General features: G+C 66.3%; 19 protein-coding genes and 1 pseudogene. 13 read left to right on the top strand and 7 right to left on the bottom strand.

What is annotated here, in order from left to right:
* Nucleotides 1-63 precede the first annotated feature (63 nt).
* The gene (gene mutS, locus H607_RS0102825) at nt 64-2,694 is read right to left on the bottom strand and encodes a DNA mismatch repair protein MutS (RefSeq protein ID WP_028874179.1); all 2,631 of its coding nucleotides are present in this window, start codon (nt 2,692-2,694) and stop codon (nt 64-66) included.
* A 363-nt stretch (nt 2,695-3,057) separates the two neighbouring features.
* On the opposite strand from mutS, the gene mgtA reads away from it, so the two are divergent.
* Nucleotides 3,058-5,817 carry a magnesium-translocating P-type ATPase gene (gene mgtA / locus H607_RS0102820; RefSeq protein WP_028874178.1) on the top strand — a complete coding sequence of 920 codons (2,760 nt, stop codon included), beginning with the start codon at nt 3,058-3,060 and terminating at the stop codon, nt 5,815-5,817.
* An 8-nt stretch (nt 5,818-5,825) separates the two neighbouring features.
* On the opposite strand, the gene H607_RS0102815 is transcribed toward mgtA, so the two are convergent.
* Nucleotides 5,826-6,629 carry an inositol monophosphatase family protein gene (locus H607_RS0102815; protein WP_037989385.1) on the bottom strand — a complete coding sequence of 268 codons (804 nt, stop codon included), beginning with the start codon at nt 6,627-6,629 and terminating at the stop codon, nt 5,826-5,828.
* A gap of 256 nt (nt 6,630-6,885) precedes the next feature.
* Between H607_RS0102815 and H607_RS0102810 the strand changes: the two genes are divergently transcribed.
* The 8 genes and pseudogenes from H607_RS0102810 to H607_RS0102775 all read left to right on the top strand — a co-directional run bounded on the left by H607_RS0102810 (nt 6,886) and on the right by H607_RS0102775 (nt 12,326).
* Nucleotides 6,886-7,161 carry a CopG family ribbon-helix-helix protein gene (locus H607_RS0102810; protein WP_028874176.1) on the top strand — a complete coding sequence of 92 codons (276 nt, stop codon included), beginning with the start codon at nt 6,886-6,888 and terminating at the stop codon, nt 7,159-7,161.
* Nucleotides 7,158-7,436, top strand: a complete 279-nt coding sequence (locus H607_RS0102805; protein ID WP_028874175.1) for a type II toxin-antitoxin system RelE/ParE family toxin — start codon at nt 7,158-7,160, stop codon at nt 7,434-7,436. Before H607_RS0102810 ends, H607_RS0102805 begins: the two co-directional genes overlap by 4 nt.
* A gap of 31 nt (nt 7,437-7,467) precedes the next feature.
* Nucleotides 7,468-8,211 carry an RNA methyltransferase gene (locus H607_RS0102800; RefSeq protein WP_028874174.1) on the top strand — a complete coding sequence of 248 codons (744 nt, stop codon included), beginning with the start codon at nt 7,468-7,470 and terminating at the stop codon, nt 8,209-8,211.
* Between the two features lie 41 nt (nt 8,212-8,252).
* Complete coding sequence (cysE, locus tag H607_RS0102795) at nt 8,253-9,029, top strand: serine O-acetyltransferase (RefSeq protein ID WP_028874173.1); 777 nt, start codon at nt 8,253-8,255, stop codon at nt 9,027-9,029.
* Between the two features lie 102 nt (nt 9,030-9,131).
* The gene (locus tag H607_RS11430) at nt 9,132-9,611 is read left to right on the top strand and encodes an Rrf2 family transcriptional regulator (RefSeq protein ID WP_051240597.1); all 480 of its coding nucleotides are present in this window, start codon (nt 9,132-9,134) and stop codon (nt 9,609-9,611) included.
* Nucleotides 9,598-10,779, top strand: coding sequence for a cysteine desulfurase family protein (locus H607_RS0102785; RefSeq protein ID WP_211218451.1), 1,182 nt, complete (start codon nt 9,598-9,600; stop codon nt 10,777-10,779). The genes H607_RS11430 and H607_RS0102785 overlap by 14 nt, the downstream gene beginning before the upstream one ends.
* A 12-nt stretch (nt 10,780-10,791) precedes the next feature.
* Nucleotides 10,792-11,934 (top strand): annotated as a pseudogene (locus tag H607_RS11425) (IscS subfamily cysteine desulfurase); the annotation flags it as partial.
* Between the two features lie 68 nt (nt 11,935-12,002).
* Nucleotides 12,003-12,326 carry a HesB/IscA family protein gene (locus H607_RS0102775; RefSeq protein ID WP_028874171.1) on the top strand — a complete coding sequence of 108 codons (324 nt, stop codon included), beginning with the start codon at nt 12,003-12,005 and terminating at the stop codon, nt 12,324-12,326.
* Between the two features lie 152 nt (nt 12,327-12,478).
* Here H607_RS0102775 and prmB read toward each other — a convergent pair whose 3' ends face one another.
* From prmB to dapD, 4 genes are read right to left on the bottom strand one after another with little or no spacing between them, the layout of a single operon-like run.
* Entirely contained in the window at nt 12,479-13,414 is a 936-nt protein-coding gene (prmB, locus tag H607_RS0102770; protein WP_028874170.1) for a 50S ribosomal protein L3 N(5)-glutamine methyltransferase, read from the bottom strand.
* On the bottom strand, nt 13,401-14,552 hold the full coding sequence (gene dapE, locus H607_RS0102765) for a succinyl-diaminopimelate desuccinylase (RefSeq protein ID WP_028874169.1): 1,152 nt from the start codon (nt 14,550-14,552) through the stop codon (nt 13,401-13,403). Before dapE ends, prmB begins: the two co-directional genes overlap by 14 nt.
* Nucleotides 14,549-15,727, bottom strand: a complete 1,179-nt coding sequence (locus tag H607_RS0102760; protein WP_037989383.1) for a PilT/PilU family type 4a pilus ATPase — start codon at nt 15,725-15,727, stop codon at nt 14,549-14,551. Before H607_RS0102760 ends, dapE begins: the two co-directional genes overlap by 4 nt.
* A 13-nt stretch (nt 15,728-15,740) precedes the next feature.
* On the bottom strand, nt 15,741-16,571 hold the full coding sequence (gene dapD, locus H607_RS0102755) for a 2,3,4,5-tetrahydropyridine-2,6-dicarboxylate N-succinyltransferase (RefSeq protein WP_028874167.1): 831 nt from the start codon (nt 16,569-16,571) through the stop codon (nt 15,741-15,743).
* Nucleotides 16,572-16,588: 17 nt separating this feature from the next.
* On the opposite strand from dapD, the gene smc reads away from it, so the two are divergent.
* From smc to galU, 4 genes are read left to right on the top strand one after another with little or no spacing between them, the layout of a single operon-like run.
* Nucleotides 16,589-20,155 (top strand): chromosome segregation protein SMC, encoded by a 3,567-nt coding sequence (gene smc / locus H607_RS0102750; protein WP_157381263.1) that lies wholly within the window; start codon nt 16,589-16,591, stop codon nt 20,153-20,155.
* A 33-nt stretch (nt 20,156-20,188) separates the two neighbouring features.
* On the top strand, nt 20,189-21,298 hold the full coding sequence (locus tag H607_RS11420; RefSeq protein ID WP_051240595.1) for a cell division protein ZipA C-terminal FtsZ-binding domain-containing protein: 1,110 nt from the start codon (nt 20,189-20,191) through the stop codon (nt 21,296-21,298).
* Between the two features lie 10 nt (nt 21,299-21,308).
* On the top strand, nt 21,309-23,354 hold the full coding sequence (gene ligA / locus H607_RS0102740) for an NAD-dependent DNA ligase LigA (RefSeq protein ID WP_028874165.1): 2,046 nt from the start codon (nt 21,309-21,311) through the stop codon (nt 23,352-23,354).
* A gap of 4 nt (nt 23,355-23,358) precedes the next feature.
* Nucleotides 23,359-24,273, top strand: coding sequence for a UTP--glucose-1-phosphate uridylyltransferase GalU (galU, locus tag H607_RS0102735; protein WP_245563163.1), 915 nt, complete (start codon nt 23,359-23,361; stop codon nt 24,271-24,273).
* Between the two features lie 39 nt (nt 24,274-24,312).
* Here the strand turns inward: galU and typA are convergent, their stop codons facing one another.
* Entirely contained in the window at nt 24,313-26,133 is a 1,821-nt protein-coding gene (typA, locus tag H607_RS0102730) for a translational GTPase TypA (RefSeq protein WP_028874163.1), read from the bottom strand.
* Nucleotides 26,134-26,178 lie beyond the last annotated feature (45 nt).

Below are 26,178 nucleotides of genomic sequence, written 5' to 3'. Positions count from 1 at the left end.
GGATTATAGACTACATATCCCGTGCGTAGTTCGTGAGGATACTTCGCCCGGGCTCCTCACGAATCAGGGGGAGGGATTGCGCAGGGCCGCGCGCAGGCGCTCGAACCACTCGATCGCCTCTCCCAGGGTGAGCGCGCGCGGATCGACGTCGGCGAGCGGTTCGAGCCACGCCGGCAGCACTTCCACGCGCTGCGGCTCGGGTTCGGGCGCCAAGTCGTCGCTCGGTTCGCAGGCGAAGAGCTGCGGCTGGCGGGTTTCCTCCAGGGCGCGGGCTTCGAGGCGCGCCAGTTCCCGGCGGGCTTGGGTGAGCACGGCGCGCGGCATGCCGGCGAGCGCGGCCACGTGGATGCCGTAGCTGCGACTCGCCGGCCCCTCGCGCACCGAGTGGAGGAAAACCACCCGTCCCTCGTGCTCCACCGCTTCCACATGCACGTTGGCGCAGGCTTCCAGCTCCTCGGCCAGACGCGTGAGCTCGAAATAGTGCGTCGAAAAGAGGGTGAGGGCGCGGTTCTTGCCGTGCAAGTGGCGCGCGATCGCCCAAGCGAGCGCCATGCCGTCGAAGGTCGAGGTACCCCGGCCGATTTCGTCCATCAGCACGAGGCTGCGCTCGCTCGCGTGGTGCAGGATATAGGCCGCCTCCGTCATCTCCACCATGAAGGTGGAGCGGCCCGAGGCAAGATCGTCGCTTGCGCCGATGCGGGTGTAGATCGCATCGAGCGGCCCGATGACGGCGCGCCGCGCCGGCACCCAGGCGCCGACGTAGGCGAGCAGGGCGACGAGCGCCGTCTGGCGCATGAAGGTGGATTTGCCGCCCATGTTGGGGCCGGTGATCACCAGCAGCCGCCGGGTCGCGCCGTCGAGCCGTACGTCGTTGGCCACGAAGGTTTCCACCTGACGCTCGACCACGGGATGTCGCCCGCCCTCGATCGCGAGCCCCGGCGTGTCGGTAAATTCCGGTGCGACGTAGCCATAGCGTTCGGCAGCTTGCGCGAGCGAAGCGAGCCCGTCGAGCTCGGCGGCCGCGCGCCCGGCCTCCTGCAGCGCCGCCACCCAGGCAAGCAGTCGGCGCACCAACTCTTCATAAAGAAAACGCTCCCGCGCGAGCGCCCGTTCGGCCGCCGACAGCGCCCGATCCTCGAAGGACTTGAGCTCGGGGGTGATGAAACGCTCGGCGTTTTTCATCGTCTGGCGCCGGCGGTAGTCGGCCGGCACCTTGTCGGCATGCGTCTTGCCCACTTCGATGTAGAAACCGTGCACCTTGTTGTATTCGACCTTGAGGGTCGCGATGCCCGTGCGCTCGCGCTCGCGCGCTTCCAGTTCGAGCAGGAAGGCGCCGCAGCCGTTGTGCAAGGCGCGCAATTCGTCGAGTTCGGCATCGAACCCCGGGGCGATCACACCGCCATCGCGCACCAGCGCCGGAGGATCGTCGGCCAGCGTGCGTTCGAGCAGGGTGAGCGCTTCGGGTGGCACCGTCAGGGAATCGCTCAAGGCGGCAAGGCGCGGCACCTCGCGGTGCGGCTCGAGTAACGCCCTCAGCTCGGGCAGACGGCACAGCGAGGCGCGCAGCGCCGCCAGCTCACGCGGGCGCACCGTGCCCAACGCGATGCGCGCCGCGATCCGTTCCAGGTCGCCCAGCCCCTCGAGCCGCTCGAGGAGGGCGGCGAAGGTGCGCGGTTGCGCCAGCAGCCTGCCGATCACCGCCTGGCGCTCGCGCGCGGCAGCAGCACTGCGCTGCGGATGGTGCAAAGCCTGCTTCAACCAACGCGCACCCATCGCCGTGCGGGTGAAGTCGAGCGTGGAGAAAAGGGTGGGGGAGGATTCGCCTCGCAGCGTCTCGGTGAGTTCGAGGTTGCGGCGCGTGGCGGCGTCGAGCCAGAGATAGTCGTCGTCGCGCTCGAGGCGCAGCGCGCGCACATGGGCGAGTTCGCTTTTCTGCGTCTGGCGCACGTACTCGAAAAGCGCCGCGGCCGCGGCGAGCGCCGGCTCGTGCATCGAGTCCACGCCGAAAGCCGCCAGATCCTGTACCCCGAAATGGGCCGTGAGCAGGCGCCGCGCGATCGTCGCATCGAACTGCCAGCCGGGCAGGCGACGCAAGGGCGTGCGCTCCGTCTCCAACACCGCGGGCAAAGGCAGATCCTCGGGCACGAGTACCTCGGCCGGTCGCAGGCGCTCGAATTGCGCTTCCAGCTCGGCGGCATCGCACACCAGCAGGCGAAAATCGCCGCTCGCCAACGTCAGGGTCGCCACGCCTATTTTCCCCTTGCGGGTAAACAACGCGGCAAGCGGCGCATCGCTGCGTTCGTCGAGCAGCGCCGCATCGACGAGCGTGCCCGGCGTGACGATACGGGTCACCACCCGCTCCATCGGCCCCTTTTGCGCGCCTGGCTCGCCTTGCTGCTCGGCGATGGCCACCGCTAGGCCGGCGCGCACCAGCCGTCCCAGATACGTCTCCAGGGCATGGAACGGGATGCCGGCCATGGGAATGGGCGCCCCGGCCGACTGGCCGCGGGTGGTGAGCGTGAGATCGAGGATCCGCGCCGCCTTTTCGGCATCCTCATAGAAGAGCTCGTAGAAATCCCCCATGCGAAAGAGCAGCAGGCACCCCGGATGCTGCGCCTTGAGGCGCAGATATTGCTGCATCATGGGGGTGTGGGCGGAGAGATCGCCGACGGCGGGCGTCACGGCTTTGGTCATGGCGGCGAAAGGAAAAAGGGAGAAAAGCGCAAGCAAACAGTGCAGTCTACCATGCTGCGTTTCGCGGCGAGATTGGGTCGTGAGAAACGTAACCGTCTCTTTCCTTCTCTTGCCAGAAAAGATGGTGCCATGCAACAATCGCGTCATCGCATCACCGGAGCCCTCCATGGACTGTCCTGGTCGAAGTTTCCCCTTTTGGCAGAAAGTCTAGGCAGGGTAACGGTACCGTCACGTAGAGCCGCTATCCTGCCCCGATTCGGCGGGTAGCGGATTTGATGGGTGCGGACGGCGTCCTTCTCCGCTTTCCCGGAATACCCGGATTCCATGCTCTCCCCGGGCTGGAAAGAAGAAAAGGAGGATGCCGTGCGTCTCACCTTCGTCAAAGAACTCTTCGCCGGTTTCGTGCGCACCCGCGCACTGGGCCGGCATTTCCGCCGCTTTCCGCTCTTCGACGGTACCCCGGCCCCGGCCAAGGAGCCGCCGCCTTCGCTCTCGCGCGAACTCATCGAAGCGGCCAAGAGTGATCCCCAGCAACTCCTCGAACGGCTCGGTACGCATCCCGACGGGCTCACCGACGCCCAGGCCGAGCGCATCCGCGAGCGGGTCGGCCCCAACCAGGTCGTCACCGAAAAACCGCTGCCGTGGTGGCTGCACCTGTGGCACTGCTACAAGACGCCATTCGATTTGCTGCTGACGCTGCTTGCCGTCGTCTCCTATCTCACGGAAGATCTGCGCGCCACCCTCGTCATCGGCAGCATGGTGGTGCTGTCGGTGGCCATCCGTTTCTGGCAGGAACGCAAGTCCTCCCGTGCGGCCGACGAGCTCAAGGCCATGGTCAGCAACAAGGCCACCGTGCTGCGCCGCGATCTCAGCGAGGAGGTGGCCGAGAGCGCCATCCGCTACTTCGGTGTCCAGCTGCACGTCAAGCCGCCGCGCCGCCTGGAGCTTCCTTTCTCCGAACTGGTGCCCGGTGACATCGTGCTCCTGTCGGCCGGAGACATGATTCCGGCCGATTGCCGCGTCCTCTCGGCCAAGGATCTCTTCGTCAACCAGGCTGCGATGACAGGTGAATCGCTTCCGGTCGAGAAGTATGCCGTGCAGCGTGACCCGAACGTGACCAATCCGCTCGAACTCGACGACATCGTCTTCATGGGAACCAACGTCGTCTCCGGTTCGGCCACGGCGGTGGTGCTCCATACCGGGGCGCAAACCTACTTCGGGTCGCTGGCGCAGCGCGTCACCGCCGTCGATCGCGCTCCGACCCAGTTCCAGGCCGGGGTGAACAAAGTGGCCTGGCTGCTCATCCGCTTCATGGCGGTCATGACGCCCGTGGTGCTACTGCTCAACGGCTTTACCAAGGGGGACTGGCTCGAAGCGGCGCTCTTTGCCATGTCGGTGGCCGTGGGGCTCACGCCCGAGATGCTGCCCATGATCGTCACCTCGACGCTCGCCAAGGGGGCAGTGAAACTCTCGCGCCAGAAAGTGATCGTCAAGCGGCTCGATGCCATCCAGAACTTCGGGGCCATGGACGTGCTGTGCACCGACAAGACCGGCACGCTCACCCAAGACAAGATTTTCCTCGCGCGCCATACCGACGTCTGGGGCGAGGAGTCCGACGACGTGCTCGAAGCGGCCTATCTCAACAGCTATTACCAGACGGGGCTGAAGAACCTGCTCGATCTGGCCGTGCTCGAACACACCGAAATGGACAAGCAGCTCCAGCCGGCGGTGAATTTCCGCAAAGTCGACGAGATCCCCTTCGATTTCCAGCGTCGGCGCATGTCGGTGGTGGTGGCCGAGCACGACGAGCACCACCTGCTCATCTGCAAAGGGGCGGTCGAGGAAATCCTCTCCATCTGCGAGCGCGTGCGTCACGGCGAAACCGACGAGCCCCTCACCCCGGAGCTGCTCGAGCGCATCCGTGAAGTGACCACCGAACTCAACGACGACGGCCTGCGGGTGGTGGCCGTAGCGGTGAAAGAGCTTCCTCCGACCAAGGAAACCTACGGCGTGGCCGACGAGTCGGGGCTCACGCTGCTGGGCTACGTCGCCTTTCTCGATCCGCCCAAGGAATCGACGGCACCGGCCTTGCGCGCGCTCGAGCAGAACGGCGTGGGCGTGAAAGTGCTGACCGGCGACAACGAGCGTGTCACCGCCAAGATCTGCCGCGAAGTGGGCTTGCCCGCCGAGCGGGTGCTGCTGGGCAGCGAGATCGAACGCATGAGCGACGAGGAACTCGCCAAGGCGGTGGAGGAGCATGACGTCTTTGCCAAACTGACGCCGGCGCACAAGGATCGCATCGTGCGTCGCCTCAAGCAGAACGGGCACGTGGTCGGCTTCATGGGCGATGGCATCAACGATGCGCCGGCCCTGCGCAGCGCCGACATCGGCATCTCGGTCGATTCTGCCGTCGACATCGCCAAGGAGGCCGCCGACATCATCTTGTTGGAGAAGAGCCTGCTGGTGCTGGAAGAAGGCGTCGTCGAGGGGCGCAAGACCTTCGTCAACATGCTCAAGTACATCAAGATGACGGCGAGCTCGAATTTCGGCAATGTCTTCTCGGTGCTGGTGGCGAGCGCTTTTCTCCCTTTCTTGCCCATGCTGCCCATGCACCTCTTGGTGCTGAACCTACTCTACGACATCTCGCAGGTGGCGATTCCGTTCGATACGGTCGATGAAGACCTGGTGCGTCAGCCCCAGCGTTGGAACCCGGACGACATCGGCCGCTTCATGCGATTTTTTGGTCCGACGAGTTCCGTGTTCGACATCCTCACCTTCGCCATGATGTGGTTCGTCTTCGGGGCGAACTCTCCCGAGCAGCAAACCCTCTTCCAGTCGGGCTGGTTTGTCGAGAGTCTGCTCACGCAAAGTCTCATCGTGCACATGCTGCGCACGCCGAAGATTCCCTTCGTGCAGAGCAGGGCGAGCACGGCGCTTCTGGGGGCCACGCTCGCCGTGATGGCGGTGGGTATTTTCCTGCCGATGGGGCCGCTCGCGCCGTACTTCAAGCTGCAGCCGCTACCCTTGGCATACTTCCCGCTGCTGGCGGCGATCCTTGCCGGCTACATGGGGCTGACGCAGCTGGTGAAACGGTTCTATCTGCGGCGCTACGGTTGGCAGTGAGCGCTTGCTCAGCGTGAAAGCTCGGGCGTGAGGTGCTCGCGCACCAGCCCGAGCAGCGGCACGAAAACCTTGGGGGTGCCGGCCACGACGTTGCCGCTCTCGAGAAAGCCGCCTTCACCGGAGAGATCGCTCACCAGGCCGCCCGCCTCGAGGATCAACAGCGCACCCGCGGCCATGTCCCAAGGCTTGAGGCCGAATTCCCAGAAACCGTCGAATCGGCCGGCGGCCACGTAGGCCAGATCGAGCGCCGCCGCGCCGGGACGGCGAATTCCGGCGGTCTTTTGCGCCAGATCGCGGAAGATCGCCAGATAAGTGTCGATGTGGCGAAACTCGCGGAACGGGAAGCCGGTGCCGATGAGCGCCTGGTGCAACTTCACGGTGCGGCTCACGCGAATGCGCCGTTCGTTGAGATACGCCCCGCTGCCGCGCGAGGCGGCAAAGAGCTCGTTGCGCACCGGGTCGAAGACCACCGCGTGTTCCAATATGCCGTCCTTGCGCACGGCGATGGAGATGGCGTATTGCGGAACGCCGTGGATGAAGTTCGTCGTGCCGTCGAGCGGGTCGATGATCCACTCGAATCCTTCCCCGGCCAACGCGCCCGATTCCTCGGCGAGGATGGCGTGTTCCGGGTACACTTCGCGGATCGTCTCGATGATCGCCTCTTCGGCCGCGCGATCGACCTCGGTGACGAAGTCGTTGAACGCCTTGGCCTCGATGGTGAGCCGCTCGAGCTGCAGCGCCGCGCGGTTGATGATGGCGGCGGCACGCCGGGCGGCCTTGATGGCGATGTTGAGGGTGGGGTGGACGATCATCGGCAAAATCCTCGGTTGCGAAACGCCCGTGCGGGCCAACCCGGAATTTTACCGTAAAGGGCGGCGGGGCTGGCGGACGGAAAACCGGCCAAGGTCGTACGTTTCAGTCCTCCCGCACCGACAAGGTGAAGTCGATGTTGCCGCGCACGGACAGACTTGATGTGCGACAAGCACCGGTTCTTCTGCCGTGCGTTGAGTTTTTCTCAACGGCGATTTAGAATGAATCACATTGATTCAGAACATGAAGAGACTACAGATGTCGAAAACCGAGACTCGAGTTCTGACAGTCCACGTGCCTGTCCCTTTGGCCGAGAAAGTCGATGATCTCGCCCGGCGCATGGAGCGGTCGCGGGGCTGGATCTTGAAACAGGCACTTGCGGCCTGGATCGCCCAAGAGGAAGAAAAGGATCGTCTCACGAGGGAGGCACTCGAAGACGTCGATGCGGGGTACGTGGTGGAGCATCGGGTCGTTCAGGAATGGGTCGAACGAATCGGTACCGATCAACCCTTGCCGATGCCCGAGCCGCGATGAGGGAAATACGCTGGACGGGCAAGGCCTTGTCCGACTTGGAGCGTCTCTACGCTTTTCTTGCCCCAAAGAATGAGCAGGTGGCCAAGAGGGTGCTGAAAACCCTGATTTCGGCGCCGAATATCTTGGTGACGAATCCCCGGATCGGGGAGCAGCTTTTTCAGTTCGCGCCGCGCGAGGTTCGTCGGTTGCTCATAAGCGATTACGAGATGCGATACGAGCTCTGTGACTCGGGTATCTTCGTTTTGCGCATATGGCATACACGGGAGCAACGCTGAATTGTTGTCGCTTACGCTAGATCACGAGGGCATGCGATTGCTTTCCCATGTGCGCGTCGTGCTGTGCCGCCCCTCGCATCCGGGCAACATCGGTGCGGCGGCCCGGGCGATGAAGACGATGGGGCTGTCCCGGCTCGTGCTGGTGGCACCGCGGCGTTTTCCCGATCCCCAGGCCACGGCGCTCGCCTCGGGCGCGGTCGACGTGCTCGAGCGCGCCATGGTGGTGGATACCCTCGCCGAGGCGCTTGCCGGGACGGCTGTGAGCGTGGCTTTCACCACGCGCTCGCGCACGTATGTTCAGCCTTTTCGCACGCCGGAAGAGAGCGCCCGGGAAGTGCTGCAGGCGCTGCACTCCACATCCGACACCCAGGCTGCGCTCGTCTTCGGCAACGAGACGAATGGCCTCGCGAACGAGGAAGTGTGGCAATGCACCTTCCCGGCGACGATCCCCGCCAATCCCGCGTATTCCTCGCTCAACCTCGCGGCGGCGGTGCAGGTGGCCTGTTACGTGCTCGCCCGCACCTGCGAAGCCTTTGCGCCGCAGGCAGGCGCCATCGCGGACGCGCCCGATTTCGTGCCTGCTTCACACGAGGCGGTCGAAGGTCTGCTCGCGCAGTGGCTCGCCGTGCTCGAGCGGCTCGATTTTTACGATCCAGCTTCGCCGAAACGGCTGGAGGCGCGGCTGCGGCGGCTGCTTGCGCGCGCCCGGCTCGAACGGGCCGAGCTCGACATCCTGCGTGGCATGCTCAAGGCGGTGGCGCGTAAAATCCCGTAAAATGATCCGCCTTGCGGCGCAACCGAGAAAGGAACCCCTTCATGCCCTCCTGGCTGGAACGCCTGCGTGAAGACATCGACAGCATCCTGCAACGCGACCCGGCGGCGCGCTCGCGCTGGGAAGTGCTCACCTGCTATCCGGGCCTGCACGCCCTCTGGCTGCACCGGCTGGCGCATTTTTTGTGGACGAAGCGCTGGCGCTGGCTCGCGCGCTTCATCAGCCACCTCACGCGCTGGCTCACGGGCATCGAGATCCATCCTGGCGCGACGATCGGCCGGCGCGTGTTCATCGACCACGGCATGGGGGTGGTGATCGGCGAGACCGCCGAGGTGGGCGACGATTGCACCATCTATCAAGGCGTGACGCTGGGTGGCACGTCGCTCTATCGCGGCGTCAAGCGCCATCCCACCCTGGAAGCCGGCGTCGTGGTGGGGGCCGGGGCCAAGGTGCTGGGTGGCTTTACCGTCGGAGCGGGGGCAAAAATCGGCTCGAACGCGGTCGTCGTCAAGCCGGTTCCGGCTGGGGCCACGGCGGTGGGGACGCTCGCGCGCATCCTCGAGCCGGAAAAAGAAGAGTCGCGCGACGAAGCCCGTCGACGCAAGGCCGAGGAGATCGGGTTCACCGCCTATGGGCTCACCAAGGATCTCGACGATCCGCTCGCCAAGGCGGTGCATGCGCTGCTCGATCACGCGGTCGAATCCGACCGGCGCTTCGCCGAACTCGTGCGCCGGCTGGAAGCGGCCGGCATCGCCTTGCCCGATCTGCCCGGCGAGGATCAGGGGTTCGATCCGCAGCGCGTCTCGCGCTGGGTGGAATAGCCCGGGATAGCAGAAACGCATCGCCCGAATAGTTGACTTTTTCAGTAGGGTAAGTTATCTTGCTTACGGCACGTCGGCCACGACCCGGCGGGAGGATGGACGATGCGACTGACGACGAAAGGGCGATTCGCGGTCACCGCGATGGTGGATCTGGCCAAGCACCAGGACAAGGGGCCGGTGGCGCTGGCGACCATCGCCGAGCGCCAGGACATTTCTCTGTCCTATCTCGAACAGCTCTTCAGCCGCCTGCGGCGCGAGGGGCTAGTGTCGAGCGTGCGCGGACCCGGCGGCGGCTACCGCCTCGGGCGGCCGATGGACGAGATCACCATCGCCGAGATCGTCGAGGCGGTGGACGAGCCGCTCGATACCACCCAGTGCGGCGGCAAGGAAAACTGCCAGAACGACCACATCTGCTCCACGCACCACCTGTGGAGCAACCTCAACGTGCGCATGATGGAGTATCTCGATTCCGTCACCTTGGGGGCGGTGGTGCGCGGCGAGATCAAGCGTGTCATCTCCCGTCGCCGTCCCCGCAAGAAGGCGAGCGAGACGGGGGAACTGACCGCCTGTGCGGCATGCTGAAGCGATGAGTCTGGCGGCCGGTAGCGTCTATCTCGACTGGAACGCCACCGCGCCGCTCGCCGCGGCGGCGCGCGCCGCGCTGCACGCCTGCCTCGATGACGAGCGGCTCGGTAACCCCTCCAGCCTGCACGCCGCAGGGCGCCGCGCCCGTACGTTGCTCGAAGAGGCGCGGCGTACCTTGGCTGAATGCCTGGAGTCCTCGCCGGAGGAGATCGTCTTCACGAGTGGCGGCACGGAGGCCAACGCGCTTTTTCTGCGCGGGGCGGCGGCGCGCCTGGAACCCGGCCTCATCGCCGTGAGCGCCGTCGAACACTCCAGCGTCTACGAAACGGCAAGGCTCCTTGCCGCGCACGGCTGGCGCCTGGTCGAGATCCCCGTCGATGCCGAAGGCCGAATCGACCCTTTTGCCTTCGAGCGCATCCTGCGCGAGCGCCCGGCGATCGTCTCGGTGATGTTGGCGCACAACGAAACGGGCGTGATCCAGGACGTGGCGAGCCTCGCCCGGGCGGCACGTGAGGCCGGCGCCCTGGTGCATTGCGACGCGGTGCAGGCGGTCGGGAAAATGCCTTTGTCGCGGCGCGCCCTGGGGGTGCATGCGCTCACGCTCTCGGGGCACAAGTTCGGCGCGCCGACGGGGATCGGCGCCCTCGTACTCGCCCGCGAAGTGGCATTGGCGCCATTACTCACCGGCGGCGGGCAGGAGGCAGGGCGGCGCTCGGGCACCGAGAACGTGCCGGGCGCGATGGCCATGGCCGCGGCGCTCGTCGAAGCGCTCGAAGCCAGGGAATCCTTGCACGCTCGCCTGCACGCCTTGCAGCAGCGGCTGGAGGCGGGGCTCGCAGCGCAGGGGGCGGTGATCTTCGGCGCCAGTGCGGCGCGGCTACCCAATACGACGTTTTTTGCCCTGCCCGGCTTGGAAGGGGCGGCGCTCGCCGGTGTGCTCGATCGCACCGGTTTCGCGGTGGGCACCGGCTCGGCCTGTTCCAGCGGTGAGCCTGGCGCACCGCGCAGCCTTCTTGCCATGGGCGTACCCGAGGCGCTCGCCCGCGGCGCCGTCCGCGTGAGTACCGGACGCAGTACGACCGAAGCCGACATCGACGGGTTTCTCGCCGCGCTCGCGCAGGCCGCGGGCCAGCTGCGGCGCCTCGCGGCCCTGTGTGCCGATTGAAAGGAATCCTTCATGCAGCGACGACCGATCTACCTCGACTATGCCGCCACCACGCCGGTGGATCCGCGCGTGCGCGATGCCATGATTCCCTGGCTCACCGAACGTTTCGGCAACCCGGCAAGCCGCACCCACGCCTACGGCTGGGAGGCGGAAAAAGCCGTGGAGGAGGCCCGTGCCCACGTGGCCGAGCTCGTCGGCTGCGAGCCGCGCGAACTCGTGTGGACGTCGGGCGCGACCGAGGCCGACAACCTCGCCATCAAAGGCGTGGCGGAGTTCTACCGCGACCGGGGTCGGCATCTCGTCACCCTGCAGACCGAACACAAGGCGGTGCTCGACAGCGTCAAGGCGCTGGAATCGCGCGGTTTCACCGCCACCTATCTGCCGGTGCGCGAAAACGGTCTGGTCGACCTGGACGAACTCGAACGCGCCCTGCGCCCGGACACTCTGCTCGTGTCGGTGGCGCTCGTCAACAGCGAGATCGGCGTCATCCAGCCGATCGAGGAGATCGGGGCGCTGTGCCGCGAGCGCGGCATCCTCTTTCATGTCGATGCGGCGCAGGCCACCGGCAAGGTGGCGATCGACCTGCAAAAACTCGACGTCTCGCTGATGTCCTTCTCTGCCCACAAGACGTACGGCCCCAAAGGGATCGGCGCGCTCTACGTGCGCCGTCGCCCGCGGGTGCGACTGGAGGCGCAGATGCACGGCGGAGGGCACGAGCGTGGTTTTCGCTCGGGGACGCTGCCCACGCACCAGATCGTCGGCATGGGCGAAGCCTATCGCCTCGCGCGCGCAGAGATGTCCGAAGAACTGCCGCGCATCCGGGCATTGCGCGACCGCCTGCTCGCCGCGTTGCTGGAGCTGCCGGGTATCCACGTCAATGGCGACCTCGAGCGGCGCGTGCCGCACAACCTCAACGTCTCGGTCGAAGGCATCGAGGGGGATGCGCTGCTCCTGTCGCTGGGCGAAGAACTGGCCGTCTCGGCCGGTTCGGCCTGCACCTCGGCGAGCCTCGAACCCTCCTACGTGCTGCGCGCCCTCGGGCGAACGCCGGAGCTCGCCCGCAGCGCCTTGCGCCTCACCCTGGGGCGGTTCACCACCGTCGAAGAAATCGACACGGCGATCCGCCTGCTGCGCGAGCGCATCCTCGCCCTGCGGAGGCGCTGAGGGAAACCCGGTGGGGCAGGGAAGGGTCTATTTATTTACCTCGAAAAATGGAGCGCATCATGGCAATCACCCTGACGGAACGCGCCGCTGCCCAAGTGCGGCGGATCCTGGAAAAACGCGGCCACGGCTTGGGCCTGAAACTGGGCGTGACGCCTTCGGGCTGTACGGGTTTTGCCTACAAGCTCGACGTGGCCGACACGGCGGGACCACAGGACCTGGTGTTTGAGAGCCACGGCGTGAAAGTGCTGGTGGCGCAAGACGATCTGCCGATGCTCGACGGCACGGTGATCGACTACCGCCGCGAAGGCTTGAACGAATCCTTCAAGTTCGACAACCCCAACGTGAAGGCCACCTGTGGGTGCGGCGAGAGCTTCGCCGTCTGAGTCTTCCCCGGCGCTCATAGGGAAACGCTGAAGAAATGAGCGAGCGGGATGAAGCGCAAGGCGCACGGAGCGCAGCGACCGAGACATATCGAGTGGATAGGCGAGGGAGCGAGCACCGCGCAACGCAGCGATTCGCCCGCGCAGCCAATTATTCAGCGTTTCCATAGCGCGGAGGCGGGCAGGAGGAACACCTTGTCCTCCGCCGTCTCCGTGGCGAGCCAAGTGAAGGGAAGTTCGGGGAATGCCGCTTCCACGAGCGCCCGATTGTGCCCGACCTCCACGGCGAGCCAGCCCTGCGGCGTGAGGTGGCGCTTCGCTTCGGAGAGGATACGCCGCACCACGTCGAGCCCGTCTTCTCCCGCGGCGAGCGCGAGCGCCGGCTCGTGGCGGTATTCCTGCGGCAATTCGGCCATGACCTGCGCCGTGACGTAGGGCGGGTTGCTCACGATCAAGTCGAACGTTTCACCTCCGAGCGCCGAGAATACGTCCGAGCGCAGTAGCCGTACGCGATCCTGCAGGTCATAGGCTTCGACGTTGATCCGCGCGACTTCCAGCGCCTCGTCCGAGAGATCGGCCGCCACGATCTCCGCTTGGGGAAAAGCATAGGCGGCCATGATCGCGAGGCAGCCCGAGCCGGTGCACAGATCGAGCACCCGCTGTATTCTTTCCGGCTGCTCGAGCCAGGGCGAGAAGCGCTCCTCGAGCAGCTCGGCCAGAAACGAGCGCGGCACGATCACGCGCTCGTCCACGTAGAAGCGAAACGGTCCCAGCCAGGCTTCGTTGAGCAGGTAGGCCGTCGGCACTTTATCGACGGCGCGGCGCTCCACCAGCTCGGCCAGGCGTTGGCGCTCGGACTCGGTGAGGCTTGCGTCCAGAAACCACTCGAAGCGCTCGCGCGGCAGCTTCAAGGCGCCGCTCACCAGCCACACCGCCTCATCGAGGACGTCCTCGCAACCGTGGCCGTAGAACGCCTCTTCGCTCTCGAGCCGGGTGACGGCGTAGCGTACCCAGTCGCGCACCGTGATGAGCGCCTCGGTCTCGTCGTGCTCGTGGGCTTCGAACATCGGATCGTCTTCAGCTTCGTGCATGGGCTTCTCCGGCAGGGGGCAGCAAGCGTTCCAGGACGCCGCGATAGACGGCGGCGAGTGGCTCCAGTTCTTCGAGCGCCACGCATTCGTCGATCTGGTGGATGGTGGCATTGACCGGTCCGAATTCCACCACCTGCGGACAGATGGCGGCGATGAAGCGTCCGTCGGAGGTGCCGCCGCTGGTGGAGAGCCGCGGACTGATCCCGCAGGCGGCTTCGACGCCGTCCGATAGCGCCGCGACGAGTTCGCCCCGGGGCGTGAGGAAGGGGCGCCCGCCCAGCTCCCAGGAAAGGGAGAAGGGCACGCCGTGGCGGTGCAAAATCGCCTCCACCCACTCCTGCAGGCCCTCCGGCGTCTGCTCGGAGGAAAAGCGGAAATTGAAGGTCATGCGGCATTCGCCGGGCACCACGTTCGTCGCACCCACCCCGGCGTGCAGGTCGGTCACCTGCAGCGACGTGGGCGGAAAATGTTCGTTGCCCCGATCCCATTCGGTGGCCACGAGTTCGGCGAGCGCCGGCGCCAGGCGATGCACCGGGTTATCGACCAGATGGGGATAGGCGACGTGACCCTGCTTGCCATGCACCGTGAGCCGGCCAGTGAGCGAACCGCGCCGGCCGTTCTTGATCGTGTCTCCGAGCACGCGCTCGCAGGTGGGCTCGCCCACCAGGGCGTAGTCGAAGCGCAGGCCGCGCGAGCGCAGAACCTCGACCACGTGGCGTGTGCCGTGCACCGCCGGCCCTTCTTCGTCGGAGGTCAGCAGAAAGCCGATGGAGCCGCGATGCGCGGGGCACCCCGCGAGGAAGGCTTCCACCGCGCACACCATGGCGGCGAGCGAGCTCTTCATGTCGGCGGCGCCGCGCCCGTAGAGCCTGCCCTCGGCCACCGTGGCAGAAAAGGGCGGAAAGCGCCAGCGATCCTCGGGGCCGGGCGGCACGACGTCGACGTGTCCGGCGAAGACGAAGAGCGGCCCCTCTTCCCCGCGCCGCGCCCAGAGGTTGGCCACGCCGCCCGCATCGAGCCGCTCCAGGGTAAAGCCGAGCGCGGCGAGCCGCTCGCCGATGAGCGCCAAGCAGCCGGCTTCCGCGGGCGTGACGGAAGGGCGGCGGATGAGCGCCTGGGCGAGTTCAAGGACGTTCATGTCTTGGTGCTGGCCAGCGAAGGAAACTCGATTTCGGTCATCTGCGAGGGCAGGTCGACGTCGGCGGGGGGAATGCCGCCATCCTGGATCGTGGTCTGCACCCCAGCGTTTTGCAGTTCCCACTGCAGGTTGATGGGCGAGTCGGCCTGGGCGATCGCCTCTTCCAGGGTGATGGCGCCATTGCGGTAGAGCCGCACAAGATCCTGGTCGAAGGTCTGCACGCCCGGCGAGAGGGAGCGCTCCATCGCGTCCTTGATCATGGAGAGATTGCCTTTCTCGATCATCTCGGCGATCAGCCGCGAATTGACGAGGATCTCCACTGCAGGAATGCGTTGCCCTTGGACGTGCCGTACCAGGCGTTGGGCGATGATCCCGCGCAGGGCCACGCTCAAGTCGGAGAAGAGGAGCCCCCGGCTCTCGAGCGGATAGAAATTCACGATGCGGTTGAGCGCGTGATAGGTGTTGTTCGCGTGCAGCGAAGCGAGCACCAGGTGTCCGGTGAGCGCATAGGCGATCGCCGCCTGCATGGTTTCCAGATCGCGGATCTCGCCGATGAGGATGCAGTCCGGTGCCTGGCGCATGGCGCTCTTGAGCGCCTCGCCCCAGGAGAGGGTGTCGATCCCCACGTCGCGCTGGTTGACGAGCGATTTCTTGTGGCGGAAGAGGTATTCGATCGGGTCTTCCACCGTGAGGATGTGCCCCGGCAGGGTCGAGTTGCGGTGATCGATCATCGCCGCGAGCGTGGTCGACTTGCCCGACCCCGTGGGGCCGACTACCAGGATGAGGCCGCGTTTGCCCAGGGCCATTTCGCCCAAGACCGGCGGCAGGCCAAGCGTTTCGAACGAGGGAATGTCGCGGCTCACGTAGCGGATCACCGCCGCCGGGCTGTTGCGCTGCCAAAAGGCGTTGATGCGGAAATTGCCTACATCGGACAAACCGAGCGAAAAATTGAGCTCTTTGCGCTCGACATAGCGCTGCCACAGCGTTTCGTTGGCGATGGCTTCTTCCAGGATCCGCCGCACCTGTTCGGGTTTCATCACCTGCTGATTGATCGGCATTACGATGCCGTTGATCTTGATGTGGATCGGCGCCCCCGCCGTGACGAAGATGTCGGAGGCGCTGCGGTCGTGCATCGCGCGAAAGAGCTTTTCCAGCACCGGTGTGACGATCGGCATGATGATCGACTCCTCAGGCGCCGCGCAGCAGTTCGTTGATCGCGGTCTTCGCGCGCGTCTGCGCATCCACGCGCTTGACGATCACCGCGCAGTACAGGCTGTACTTGCCGTCGGCGGAGGGAAGGCTTCCCGGCACGACCACGGCACCGGACGGCACACGCCCGTAGAGGATCTCACCGCTTTCGCGATCGTAGATTTTCGTGCTCATTCCCAGATAGACGCCCATGGAGATCACGGCATTCTCTTCGACGATCACCCCTTCGACGATCTCGGAGCGGGCGCCGACGAAGACGTTGTCCTCGATGATGACCGGGCCCGCCTGCACCGGCTCGAGCACGCCGCCGATACCCACGCCGCCGGAGAGGTGCACGTTCTTGCCGATCTGGGCGCAGGAGCCCACCGTGGCCCAGGTATCGACCATGGTGCCTTCATCAACGTAGGCGCCGATGTTCACGTAGGAAGGCATGAGCACCACGTTCTTGGCGATGTAGCAGCCGCGCCGCGCTGCCGCCGGGGGCACGACGCGAAAGCCGCCTGCGCGAAACGCCGATTCGTCGTAGCGGGCGAATTTCGGCTCGACCTTGTCGAAGTAGCGCGTCTCGCCGCCTTCCATGAGGCGATTGTCGCGTAGGCGGAAGGAGAGCAGCACCGCTTTCTTGATCCACTGATTGACGTGCCAATCGCCGTCGCGCTTCTCGGCCACCCGGATCGCGCCCCGGTCGAGCCCGTCGATCACCGCCTCCACCGCGTCGACGAGATCTTTGGGCGCGTTGCCGGGAGAGAAGCGGGTACGCTCTTCGAATGCCGCGTCGATCAGCGATGCGACGCCTTGCCAGTCGGCCATGAGGTTCCTCCGTGGAGATGATTCCAGTTTCACGTAACGCGAAATGGTATCATGCGCGGCTCGAAGCCCTCATTGGTCTTCCCTCATACGCCGTGCGACTCATCAAGATCAAACTGGCCGGTTTCAAGACCTTCGTCGAGCCAACCACCCTCGTGCTCCCCGGGGCATTGGTCGGCATCGTCGGCCCCAATGGCTGCGGCAAATCGAACGTGATCGACGCCGTGCGCTGGGTGCTCGGTGAAATGCGCGCCTCCGCCTTGCGCGGCGAGCAGATGTCGGACGTGATCTTCAACGGCTCGGACACGCGAAAGCCCCTGGCGCGCGCCAGCGTCGAGCTCGTCTTCGACAATGCCGACGGCAGCGTGCCGGGCCCCTGGGGGCGGTTTGCCGAGATTTCGGTCAAACGCGTCGTCGTGCGCGGCGGCGAATCCTCCTATTTCCTCAACGGACAGCGCGTGCGCCGCCGAGACGTGGTCGACCTCTTCCTCGGCACGGGACTGGGGCCGCGCGCTTACGCCATCATCGAACAGGGCATGATCTCGCGCATCGTCGAGGCGAAGCCCGAGGAGCTGCGCCGTTTCCTCGAAGAGGCGGCCGGCGTGACCCGCTACCACGAGCGACGCAAGGAGACGGAGGCGCGGCTGCGGGATGCGCGCGCCCATCTCGAGCGGCTGGCCGACCTGCACGCCGAACTCGCAGCCCAGGCCGAGACGCTCGCCACCCAGGCCGAACGTGCCCGGCGCTATCGTGAGCTGGAAAAGCGTCTGCGCCTCGCACGGCAGCAATCCTGGGCGCTGCGGCGGCGCGAGGCGGCCACGACCCTTGCCGCCGGAGACGAGCGCATCGCCGCGCTCGAAGCCGAGCTCGAACGGCAGCGGCAGGAACGAACGAGCCTCGAAGCGGCGCTCGAATCGGCCCGTGCCCAGGCGCAGGCGGCCGCCGCGGCGCTCGAATCCGCCCAGCAGGTTTATTTCGAGGCGAGCGCCCGGCTCGAGCGGGTGATCGAGGCCCGTCGCCACCGCGAGGAAACGCTCGCCGCCCTTGCCGAGCGGTTGGAGCGCATCGCCGAGGAATCGCAACGCTGGCAGGAAGAGGGCGAACAGGCCCGCCTCGACCTGGCGCGCTGGGACGAGCTCGCCGAACTCGCCCAAGGGCGTCGCGAGACGCTGCAGGAGCGGGGGGATTCGTTCGACGAGGTCCTGGAAGCGCTCGGGCGTGCCCTGGAAGATGCCCGCCACGGCGCGGCGATCGCCGAGCGCGAGCGGAACGATGCCCAACGGCAGATCGCCGTCGAACGCGCCCGCATTGCCGCGCTCGAGCGCTCGCTGCAGGCGAACGAGGCCCGGCTCGAGCGTCTGGCGCAGGAGTCCTCGTCGCTCGAGGGCGGCGACGAGGAGGCGCTCGAACGCGAGCGCACCCGGCAAGACACGCTCTCCGGGCGGGTGGAGGAGCTGCGTGAGGCACTTGCCGCCGCCCAAGCCAAGGCGCAGGAGGCGCAGGTACGCCTCGACGCCGTCCGCGACGAATTCCGTCGGCTCGATGCCGAACTGGGCCGGCTCGAAGCGCGCCGCCGGGCGCTCGCCGAAACCCAGGCGCGCTGCGCCGGGGCTGCAGGGCAGGAGTACGCGGCCCTCTGGCCCAGGCTCGAAGTCGCCGCCGGCTGGGAAGCGGCAGCCGAAACGGTGCTCGGCCCCTGGCTCGGCGCGCGCCTCGTTCCGCTACCCGAGGCCGCAAGGCAGCTCGAACACGCGCCGCATTCGGGGGAAGCCTGCCTGTGGCAGGATCTTCCCCTGGCGGACGAGCCGGAAGGCTTCGGGCCAGTGCCCCAGGGGGCAGTGCTCGCCGTGGCGGCGGTCTCCACGAGCGACCCAACGCTCGCCGGAGCCCTCCAGCGTCTCCTGGCCCATACGGTCTTCGTCGAGACGATCGACGAAACGAACCTCGCCTGGGCCCGCGAGCACGGGTTGCGCCTGGTCGACCGGCGAGGCTGGATTGCCGATCCCCATGGAGCGCGTAGCCTCGGCGCCGACGAGCAGATGCTCGCCGGGGTCCTCGAGCGCGCCCGCGAGCTCGGTGTGCTGAACGCCGAATGTGCCGAGCTCGAGCGGCAGCGGGAATCCGCCGCGGAGGAACGTTCCCGCCGTGCCGCTGCCTGCGACGAAGCCAAGGCGGAACACGAGGCGCTACGCCGCGAGCTGCAGCTAGCCGAAAAGCTGCAGCGCGACCATGCGCTCGAGCTCGCCCGACTCGAGACGGCCTTCGAGCATGCCCGTCGTCGACGGCAGGCGATCGACGAAGAGCGCGCCGCCCTCTCTCGTCAGGCCGAGCGCGAGCGCGCCGAACTCGCCACGTTGGAAGAACGCATCGCCGAGCTGCTCGAGCGCGAGGCCGCGCTCGAAACCTCCTGCCTCGAGCGTCAGGCCGATCTCCGCCGTCAGCACGAACGCCTCGAAGAGGCCCGCACGCAGCGTCAGGCGCTCGCCCGCGAACTGCAGGAGGCCGAATTTTCCTGCCGCGAATGCGCCCTCAAGCGCGAGGAAAGCGAGCGCCGTGCCCGGATTGCCGCCGAAAGTCTCGAGCGGCTCGAGCGCGAGCGCATCGAGCACGAGGCCGAACGCGAGCGGCTCGCCGCCGCGCCACTCGAAGAAGAATCCCTCGTACGCGAGGCGCGCGAACACGCCGCCGGCGCACTCGCCCAAGCCCGTCTGCGGGTAGACGAGCACCACCAGCAGCTCCGTACGCTCGAAGAAACCCGCCAGCGGCAGGAATTCGCCCTACAACCCCTGCGCGACGAACTCGAACAGGCGCGGCTGCAACGGCAGGAAGCGGCCGCGGCGCTCGCGCATGCCGAAGAGCGGCTCGCCGAATTGGGCGCCGATCTGGCCGCGCTCGAACCCCAGCTCGACCATCTCGACGCCGCCAAACTCACGCGGGAGATCGAGCGCCTCGGACGCGAGCTCGCCGCGTTGGGCGAAGTCAACCTCGCCGCGCTCGAAACCCTGCGTCAGGTGGAAGAACGCAAGATGGCGCTGGAGACTCAGCTCAACGATCTCACCACCGCCATCGGCACGCTGGAAGAAGCGATCCGGCGCATCGACCGCGAGACGCGCCAGGCGCTCGCGGCCACGTTCGACGCCGTCGATGCCCATTTCGGCCGGCTCTTTCCCCGGCTCTTCGGCGGTGGGCAGGCAAAGCTCGTGCTCACCGGCGAAGAGATTTTGGATGCCGGCGTGCAGATCGTCGCCCAACCGCCGGGCAAGAAGAATGCGAGCATCCACCTTCTTTCCGGAGGGGAAAAGGCGCTCACCGCCATCGCGCTCGTCTTCTCCTTCTTCGCCCTCAACCCGGCGCCTTTCTGCATCCTCGACGAGGTCGACGCGCCGCTCGACGATGCCAATACCGAACGTTACGCCCGATTGTTGCGGGAGATGTCCGGCACGACGCAACTTCTCTTCATCAGTCATAATAAAATCACGATGGCGGCGGCCGAGCAGCTCATCGGCGTCACGATGCAGGAGCAGGGCGTCTCGCGCATCGTCGCCGTCGATATCGACGAAGCGCTGCGGCTCGCCGAAACGCCCTGAGGCCAGCCCGCGCGCCGACGCAAAGGAATACGCATGGACACCGATTTGCTCATCGCACTGGGAGGCGTGGTCGTCATCGTCACTGCCGGCTTTTTCGGCTACGGCAAGTGGCAAGAGACCCGCAGCCGGCGCACCCTCGAGCGTACCCTGCACACCCCGTCGCACGACCCCTTGCTCGATGAGGGCGAACGAGACCCGGGCGAAGCGCCCGGCAGTGGTTTCAGCGAAGACGAGGGCGTGCTCGGCCCGGTACGCCGCGTCACGCCCCGGCGCGAACCGCCTGCGGAAGCCGGAATCGCCCGCGCGCCACGACATCACCCCGACAGCCTCAAAGAAGGGATCGATCTCATGATGCGCCTCGAATCGCTCGGCGGCATGGATGCCGCGGCGCTACGGGAGGCCGTCGTGCGCGAATTCCGCGATTCGCCGCGTCCGGTCGGCTGGTACGTGTTCGACGATGCGAGCAACGACTGGCAGCCGCTCACCGCCAAAACCGACGGCCAGTACCATCTCGCGCTCGCCTCGCTACAGCTCGCCGATCGCGCCGGCGCCATCGGCGAGAAAGAGTATCTGCGCTTCACCGGCGGCGTCGAGCGGGTGGCCGACCAGCTCGGCGCCGTGCCCGGGGCGATCGAATCGCGCGTCACCGTCCTTGAGCGGGCCGCCGCGCTCGACCGCTTCTGTGCCGAGGTCGACGTGCAGATCGCCATCAACGTCGTGCCGCGCAATGCCCCGATTCCGGGCACCAAGATCCGGGCCGCTGCCGAAGCGGCTGGCCTCACACTCGGCGAAGACGGCCTCTATCGCCTGCTCGACGATCAGGGTGTTCCCTTGTACGCCCTCGCCGACCTCGACGGACGTCCCTTCCGCCAACCCGACATCAAGCTGCATCAGGCAAACGGCGTCACCCTTTTCCTCGAAGTCACGCGCATCTCCTCGCCGGTGGTGTTCGACCGCATGTTCGCCTTTGCCGAGAAGCTTGCCTCCACGCTCGATGGCCAGCTGGTCGACGATGCGGGCAACCCCATCACGCCCGAGGCCGGTCGGCTCATCCGCGAGCGCATCGCCCAGATCCACCAGCGCATGAAAGCGCAGGAAATTCCCCCCGGCAGCGCCATCGCTCGTCGCGTCTTTGCCGGATGAAAGGATCGTCATGACCTCCCATGCCCCGCCGGAAGCGGTCGAGCGCGCCCGTTGGTTGCGCGAGGAGATCGCCCGGCTCGATTACGCTTACTACGTGCTCGCCGAGCCGCTCGTGCCGGATGCCGAATACGACCGGCTCTTTCGCGAACTCGTCGAGCTCGAAACCCGCTACCCCGAGCTCGTCACCCCCGATTCCCCCACCCAGCGCGTGGGCGGCAAGCCGGCGCCTGAGTTCGCCGAAGTCCGGCACGAAGTGCCGATGCTCTCGCTCAACAACGCCTATACCGACGAAGAAGTGTATGCCTTCGACCGGCGTTGCCGCGAGCTGCTCGGCGTCGAGCGCATCCGCTATGCCTGCGAACCGAAATTCGACGGGCTCGCCATCTCCCTCATCTACCGCGACGGCCTCTTCACCCTCGGCGCCACCCGGGGCGACGGATTCACCGGCGAAGACGTCACCGCCAACCTGCGCACCCTGCGTTCCATTCCCTTGCGTCTGCGGCTCGAAACCCCGCCGACACTGCTGGAAGTGCGCGGCGAAGTCATCATGACCCGCGAGGACTTCAAACGCCTCAACGAAGCGCAGCTCAGGGCCGGCGAAAAAACCTTCGTCAACCCGAGAAACGCCGCCGCCGGCAGCCTACGCCAGCTCGATCCCGCCGTGACCGCCAAACGGCCGCTGCGTTTCTACGCCTACCAGCTCGTGCGCCTCGAAGGGCATCCCTGGCCGGAAACACACAGCCAGGCGCTCGCGCTGCTGCAGCGCTGGGGCTTCCCTCTGTCGGACGCACGCGCGCTCGCCGACGGCGTCGACGGCTTGCTCGCCTACTACCGTCGCATGGAAGTCGAGCGCGACCGCCTGCCTTTCGACATCGACGGCGTCGTCTATAAAGTCGATGATCTGGCCGCGCAGCAGCGTCTGGGCACCATCGCCCGCGCGCCGCGCTGGGCCATCGCCCACAAGTTCCCGCCGCAGGAAGAGATCACCCGCCTCGTCGGCATCGAAGTGCAGGTCGGACGCACCGGCGCGCTCACTCCCGTCGCCCGGCTCGAACCCGTCTTCGTGGGAGGCGTCACCGTCACCAACGCTACGCTACACAACGAAGACTACATCCGCGACAAAGACATCCGCATCGGCGACTGGGTGGTGGTGCGCCGCGCGGGCGAAGTCATCCCCGAGGTCGTCAAGGTGCTCCCCGAGCGGCGCGACGGCAGCGAACGCCCCTTCGTCATGCCCGAGCACTGCCCCGTGTGCGGCTCGGCGGTGGCCCGCGACCCGGACGAAGCCGCGGCCTACTGCACCGGCGGCATGTACTGTCCCGCCCAGCGCAAACGCGCCCTCGAGCATTTCGCCTCTCGTCTGGCGATGGACATCGAAGGGCTGGGCGAGAAGCTCATCGAGCAGCTCGTCGATCTCGGCTGGGTCGAAACCCCGGCCGATCTCTACGACCCCGACAAAATCAATGCCGATCGGCTCGCGAGCCTGCCCCGCATGGGGGAAAAATCCGCCGCCAAGCTGATGGCCGCCATCGAGCGCAGCAAGAAGACGACGCTCGCCCGCTTCATCTATGCCCTTGGGATCCGGCACGTGGGCGAGGCCACCGCCAAGCTCCTCGCCGGGCACTTCGGCTCGCTCGACGCCCTCATGAACGCCAGGCTCGACGAGCTCACCGCCATCGAAGGCATCGGCCCGGTGGTGGCGCAGAGCATCCGCGACTTCTTCGACGAGCCGCACAACCGCCAGGTGATCGAGCGCCTGCGCCGGCTCGGCGTGCATTGGGAAGAAAGCGTCCCCGCCAAGAAGAGCAGGGCGCTCGCCGGTCTCACCTTCGTGCTCACCGGCACGCTACCGCGCTTGACGCGCGAAGAAGCGAAGGCTCTCATCGAAGCGCACGGCGGCAAGGTGAGCGCCTCCGTGTCGAAGAAGACCGATTACGTCGTCGCCGGCAGCGAAGCCGGCAGCAAGCTGCAGCGGGCGCTCGAGCTGGGCGTTCCCGTCATCGACGAAGACACGCTCGAGCGCCTGATCGCCGAGCGCAGCACAACCCAAGGATGAACCCATGGATCAACCGCAGGAGTCGAATGAAATGAAGAAAGCCGTGCGCAAGGCCGTGTTCCCCGTGGCCGGGATGGGCACCCGGTTCCTCCCCGCCACCAAGGCGAGCCCCAAGGAAATGCTGCCCATCGTCGACAAGCCCCTCATCCAGTACGCCGTGGAAGAAGCGGTGGCTTCCGGCATCACCGAGCTCATCTTCATCACCGGGCGCACCAAGCGCTCGATCGAAGACCACTTCGACAAAGCCTACGAGCTCGAATCCGAGCTCGAAGCCCGCGGCAAGAAAGAGCTCCTCGAAGTCGTGCGCAAGACCGTCCCCAAGGGCGTCAACTGCATCTACATCCGCCAGTCCGAAGCGCTGGGTTTGGGGCACGCGGTGATGTGTGCCGAATCCGTGGTCGGTGATGAACCCTTCGCCGTGCTGCTCGCCGACGACCTCTGCGATCACCCGGGCGGCAAACCGGTGCTCGCCCAGATGATCGACGTCTACAACTACCACCGCTGCTCGGTGCTCGGCACCATCAACGTCGCTCCGGCGGAAACGCGCCAATACGGCATCGTCAGCACCGAACCGGAGGCGCACGGCAAAATCCAGCGCATCACCGGCATCGTCGAGAAGCCCAAGCCGGAAGAAGCCCCCAGCACCCAGGCCGTGGTCGGGCGCTACATCCTCTCGGGCAACATCTTCGAACACCTGCACCGCATCCAGCCCGGAGCGGGGGGCGAACTGCAGCTCACCGACGCCATCAGCTCCTTGTTGCAGGAAGAAGCCATACTTGCCTACGAATTCGACGGCGTACGCTACGACTGCGGCTCCAAGTTGGGCTACCTCAAGGCCACGGTCGAATTCGCCCTGCGTCACCCCGAAGTCGCCAACGATTTCCGCGATTTCCTGCGTGAAAGATCGGTGGGGTTGTAACGAAAAAGCCTCCGAAGGGGCTTTTTCGCGAAAGAAAGCTCAGGCGAGCGCCGTCTGCTTCGCCGCGCGGCGGCGATCGTGCTCCTGCAGGTGGCGCTTGCGCAGGCGGATCGACTTCGGCGTGATCTCCACCAACTCGTCGTCCTCGATGAACTCCACCGCCGCTTCCAGCGTGAGTTCGATCGGCGGCACGAGCCGGATCGCCTCGTCCGAGCCGGAAGCGCGGATGTTGGTGAGCTGCTTGGTGCGGATCGGATTGACCACGAGGTCGTTTTCCCGCGTGTGGATACCGATGATCATCCCCTCATAGACCGCATCGCCCGGATTGACGAACATGCGGCCGCGATCCTGCAGCTTCCATAGCGCGTAGGCCACGGCTTGGCCGTCGTCCTGCGACACGAGTACGCCGTTGCGCCGTCCGCCCACGGGGCCGGCGAGCGGTCCGTAGCCGTCGAAGATGTGGCTCATGAGCCCCGTGCCGCGCGTGAGCGTGAGGAATTCGCCCTGGAAGCCGATGAGGCCGCGCGCCGGCACGCGGTACTCCAACCGCACGCGTCCCTTGCCATCGGGCGCCATGTCGAGGAGCTCCGCCCGGCGCCGCCCGAGTTCCTCCATCACCGCGCCCTGATGGCCTTCCTCGATGTCGACGGTGAGCCGCTCGTAGGGCTCGTGCATCTCGCCGTCGACTTCCTTCAATACCACGCGGGGCCGACCCACCGCCAGTTCATAGCCCTCGCGGCGCATGGTCTCGAGGAGGATGGTGAGGTGCAATTCGCCCCGGCCGGAGACCTCGAAGCTGTCGCCGTCCTCGCCAAAGCGCACGCGCAGCGCCACGTTCTTGAGCAACTCCTTCTCCAGCCGCTCGCGGATCTGGCGGCTGGTGACGAATTTCCCCTCGCGCCCGGCGAGCGGCGACGTATTGACCATGAATGTCATGGTGAGCGTGGGCTCGTCGACCTCGATCGGCGGCAGCGGTTGCGCCGCCTCGGGGTCGCACACCGTCACGCCGATGCCGACCTGTTCCACGCCGGAGATCATCACGATGTCGCCCGCCACCGCCTCGGGCACGGCCTCGCGCTCCAGGCCGACGAATTTCAGCACCTGACCGACCTTCGCCCGGCCCAGGTTCTGCTCGCCCAGCCACACACCCACTTCCTGATTGGGACGCAGGCGCCCCTGGCGGATGCGGCCGATACCCAGCTGCCCCACGTAGCTCGAATAGTCGAGTGAGCAGATCTGCAGCTGCAAGGGGGCGTCGATCGACACCGGCGGCGGCGGAACGTGCGCGATGATGGTCTCGAAGAGCGGCCGCATGTCCTTGCCCGGCTCGTTCAGATCCAGCGTGGCATAGCCCTGCAGGCCCGAGGCATAGACGATGGGAAAGTCGAGTTGCTCCTCGCTCGCATCCAGCTCCGCGAAAAGATCGAACGTGGCGTTGATCACCCAGTCGGGGCGCGCGCCGGGGCGGTCGATCTTGTTGATGACCACGATGGGCTTGAGCCCCTGCGCGAGCGCTTTCTTGGTGACGAAGCGCGTCTGCGGCATGGGGCCTTCGACGGCGTCGACCAGCAGCAGCACGCCGTCGACCATGGAGAGCACCCGCTCCACTTCACCGCCGAAATCGGCGTGGCCCGGGGTGTCGACGATGTTGATGTGGGTGTCGCCATAGCGGATGGCGCAGTTCTTGGCCAGGATGGTGATGCCGCGCTCGCGCTCGAGATCGTTGCTGTCCATCACCCGTTCGGCGATGGTCTGATGCTGCGCGAATGTGCCGGATTGCTTGAGAAGCTGGTCGACGAGGGTGGTCTTGCCATGATCGACGTGCGCGATGATGGCGATGTTGCGAATGGCGGAGGACATGGACTTCCAGACGTACGAAAACACCAATTATAACAAAGGGGCAGG

The sequence above is a fragment of the Tepidiphilus margaritifer DSM 15129 genome (assembly GCF_000425565.1).
GTDB lineage: Bacteria > Pseudomonadota > Gammaproteobacteria > Burkholderiales > Rhodocyclaceae > Tepidiphilus > Tepidiphilus margaritifer.
This window is presented reverse-complemented; position numbering and strand designations above follow the sequence as displayed.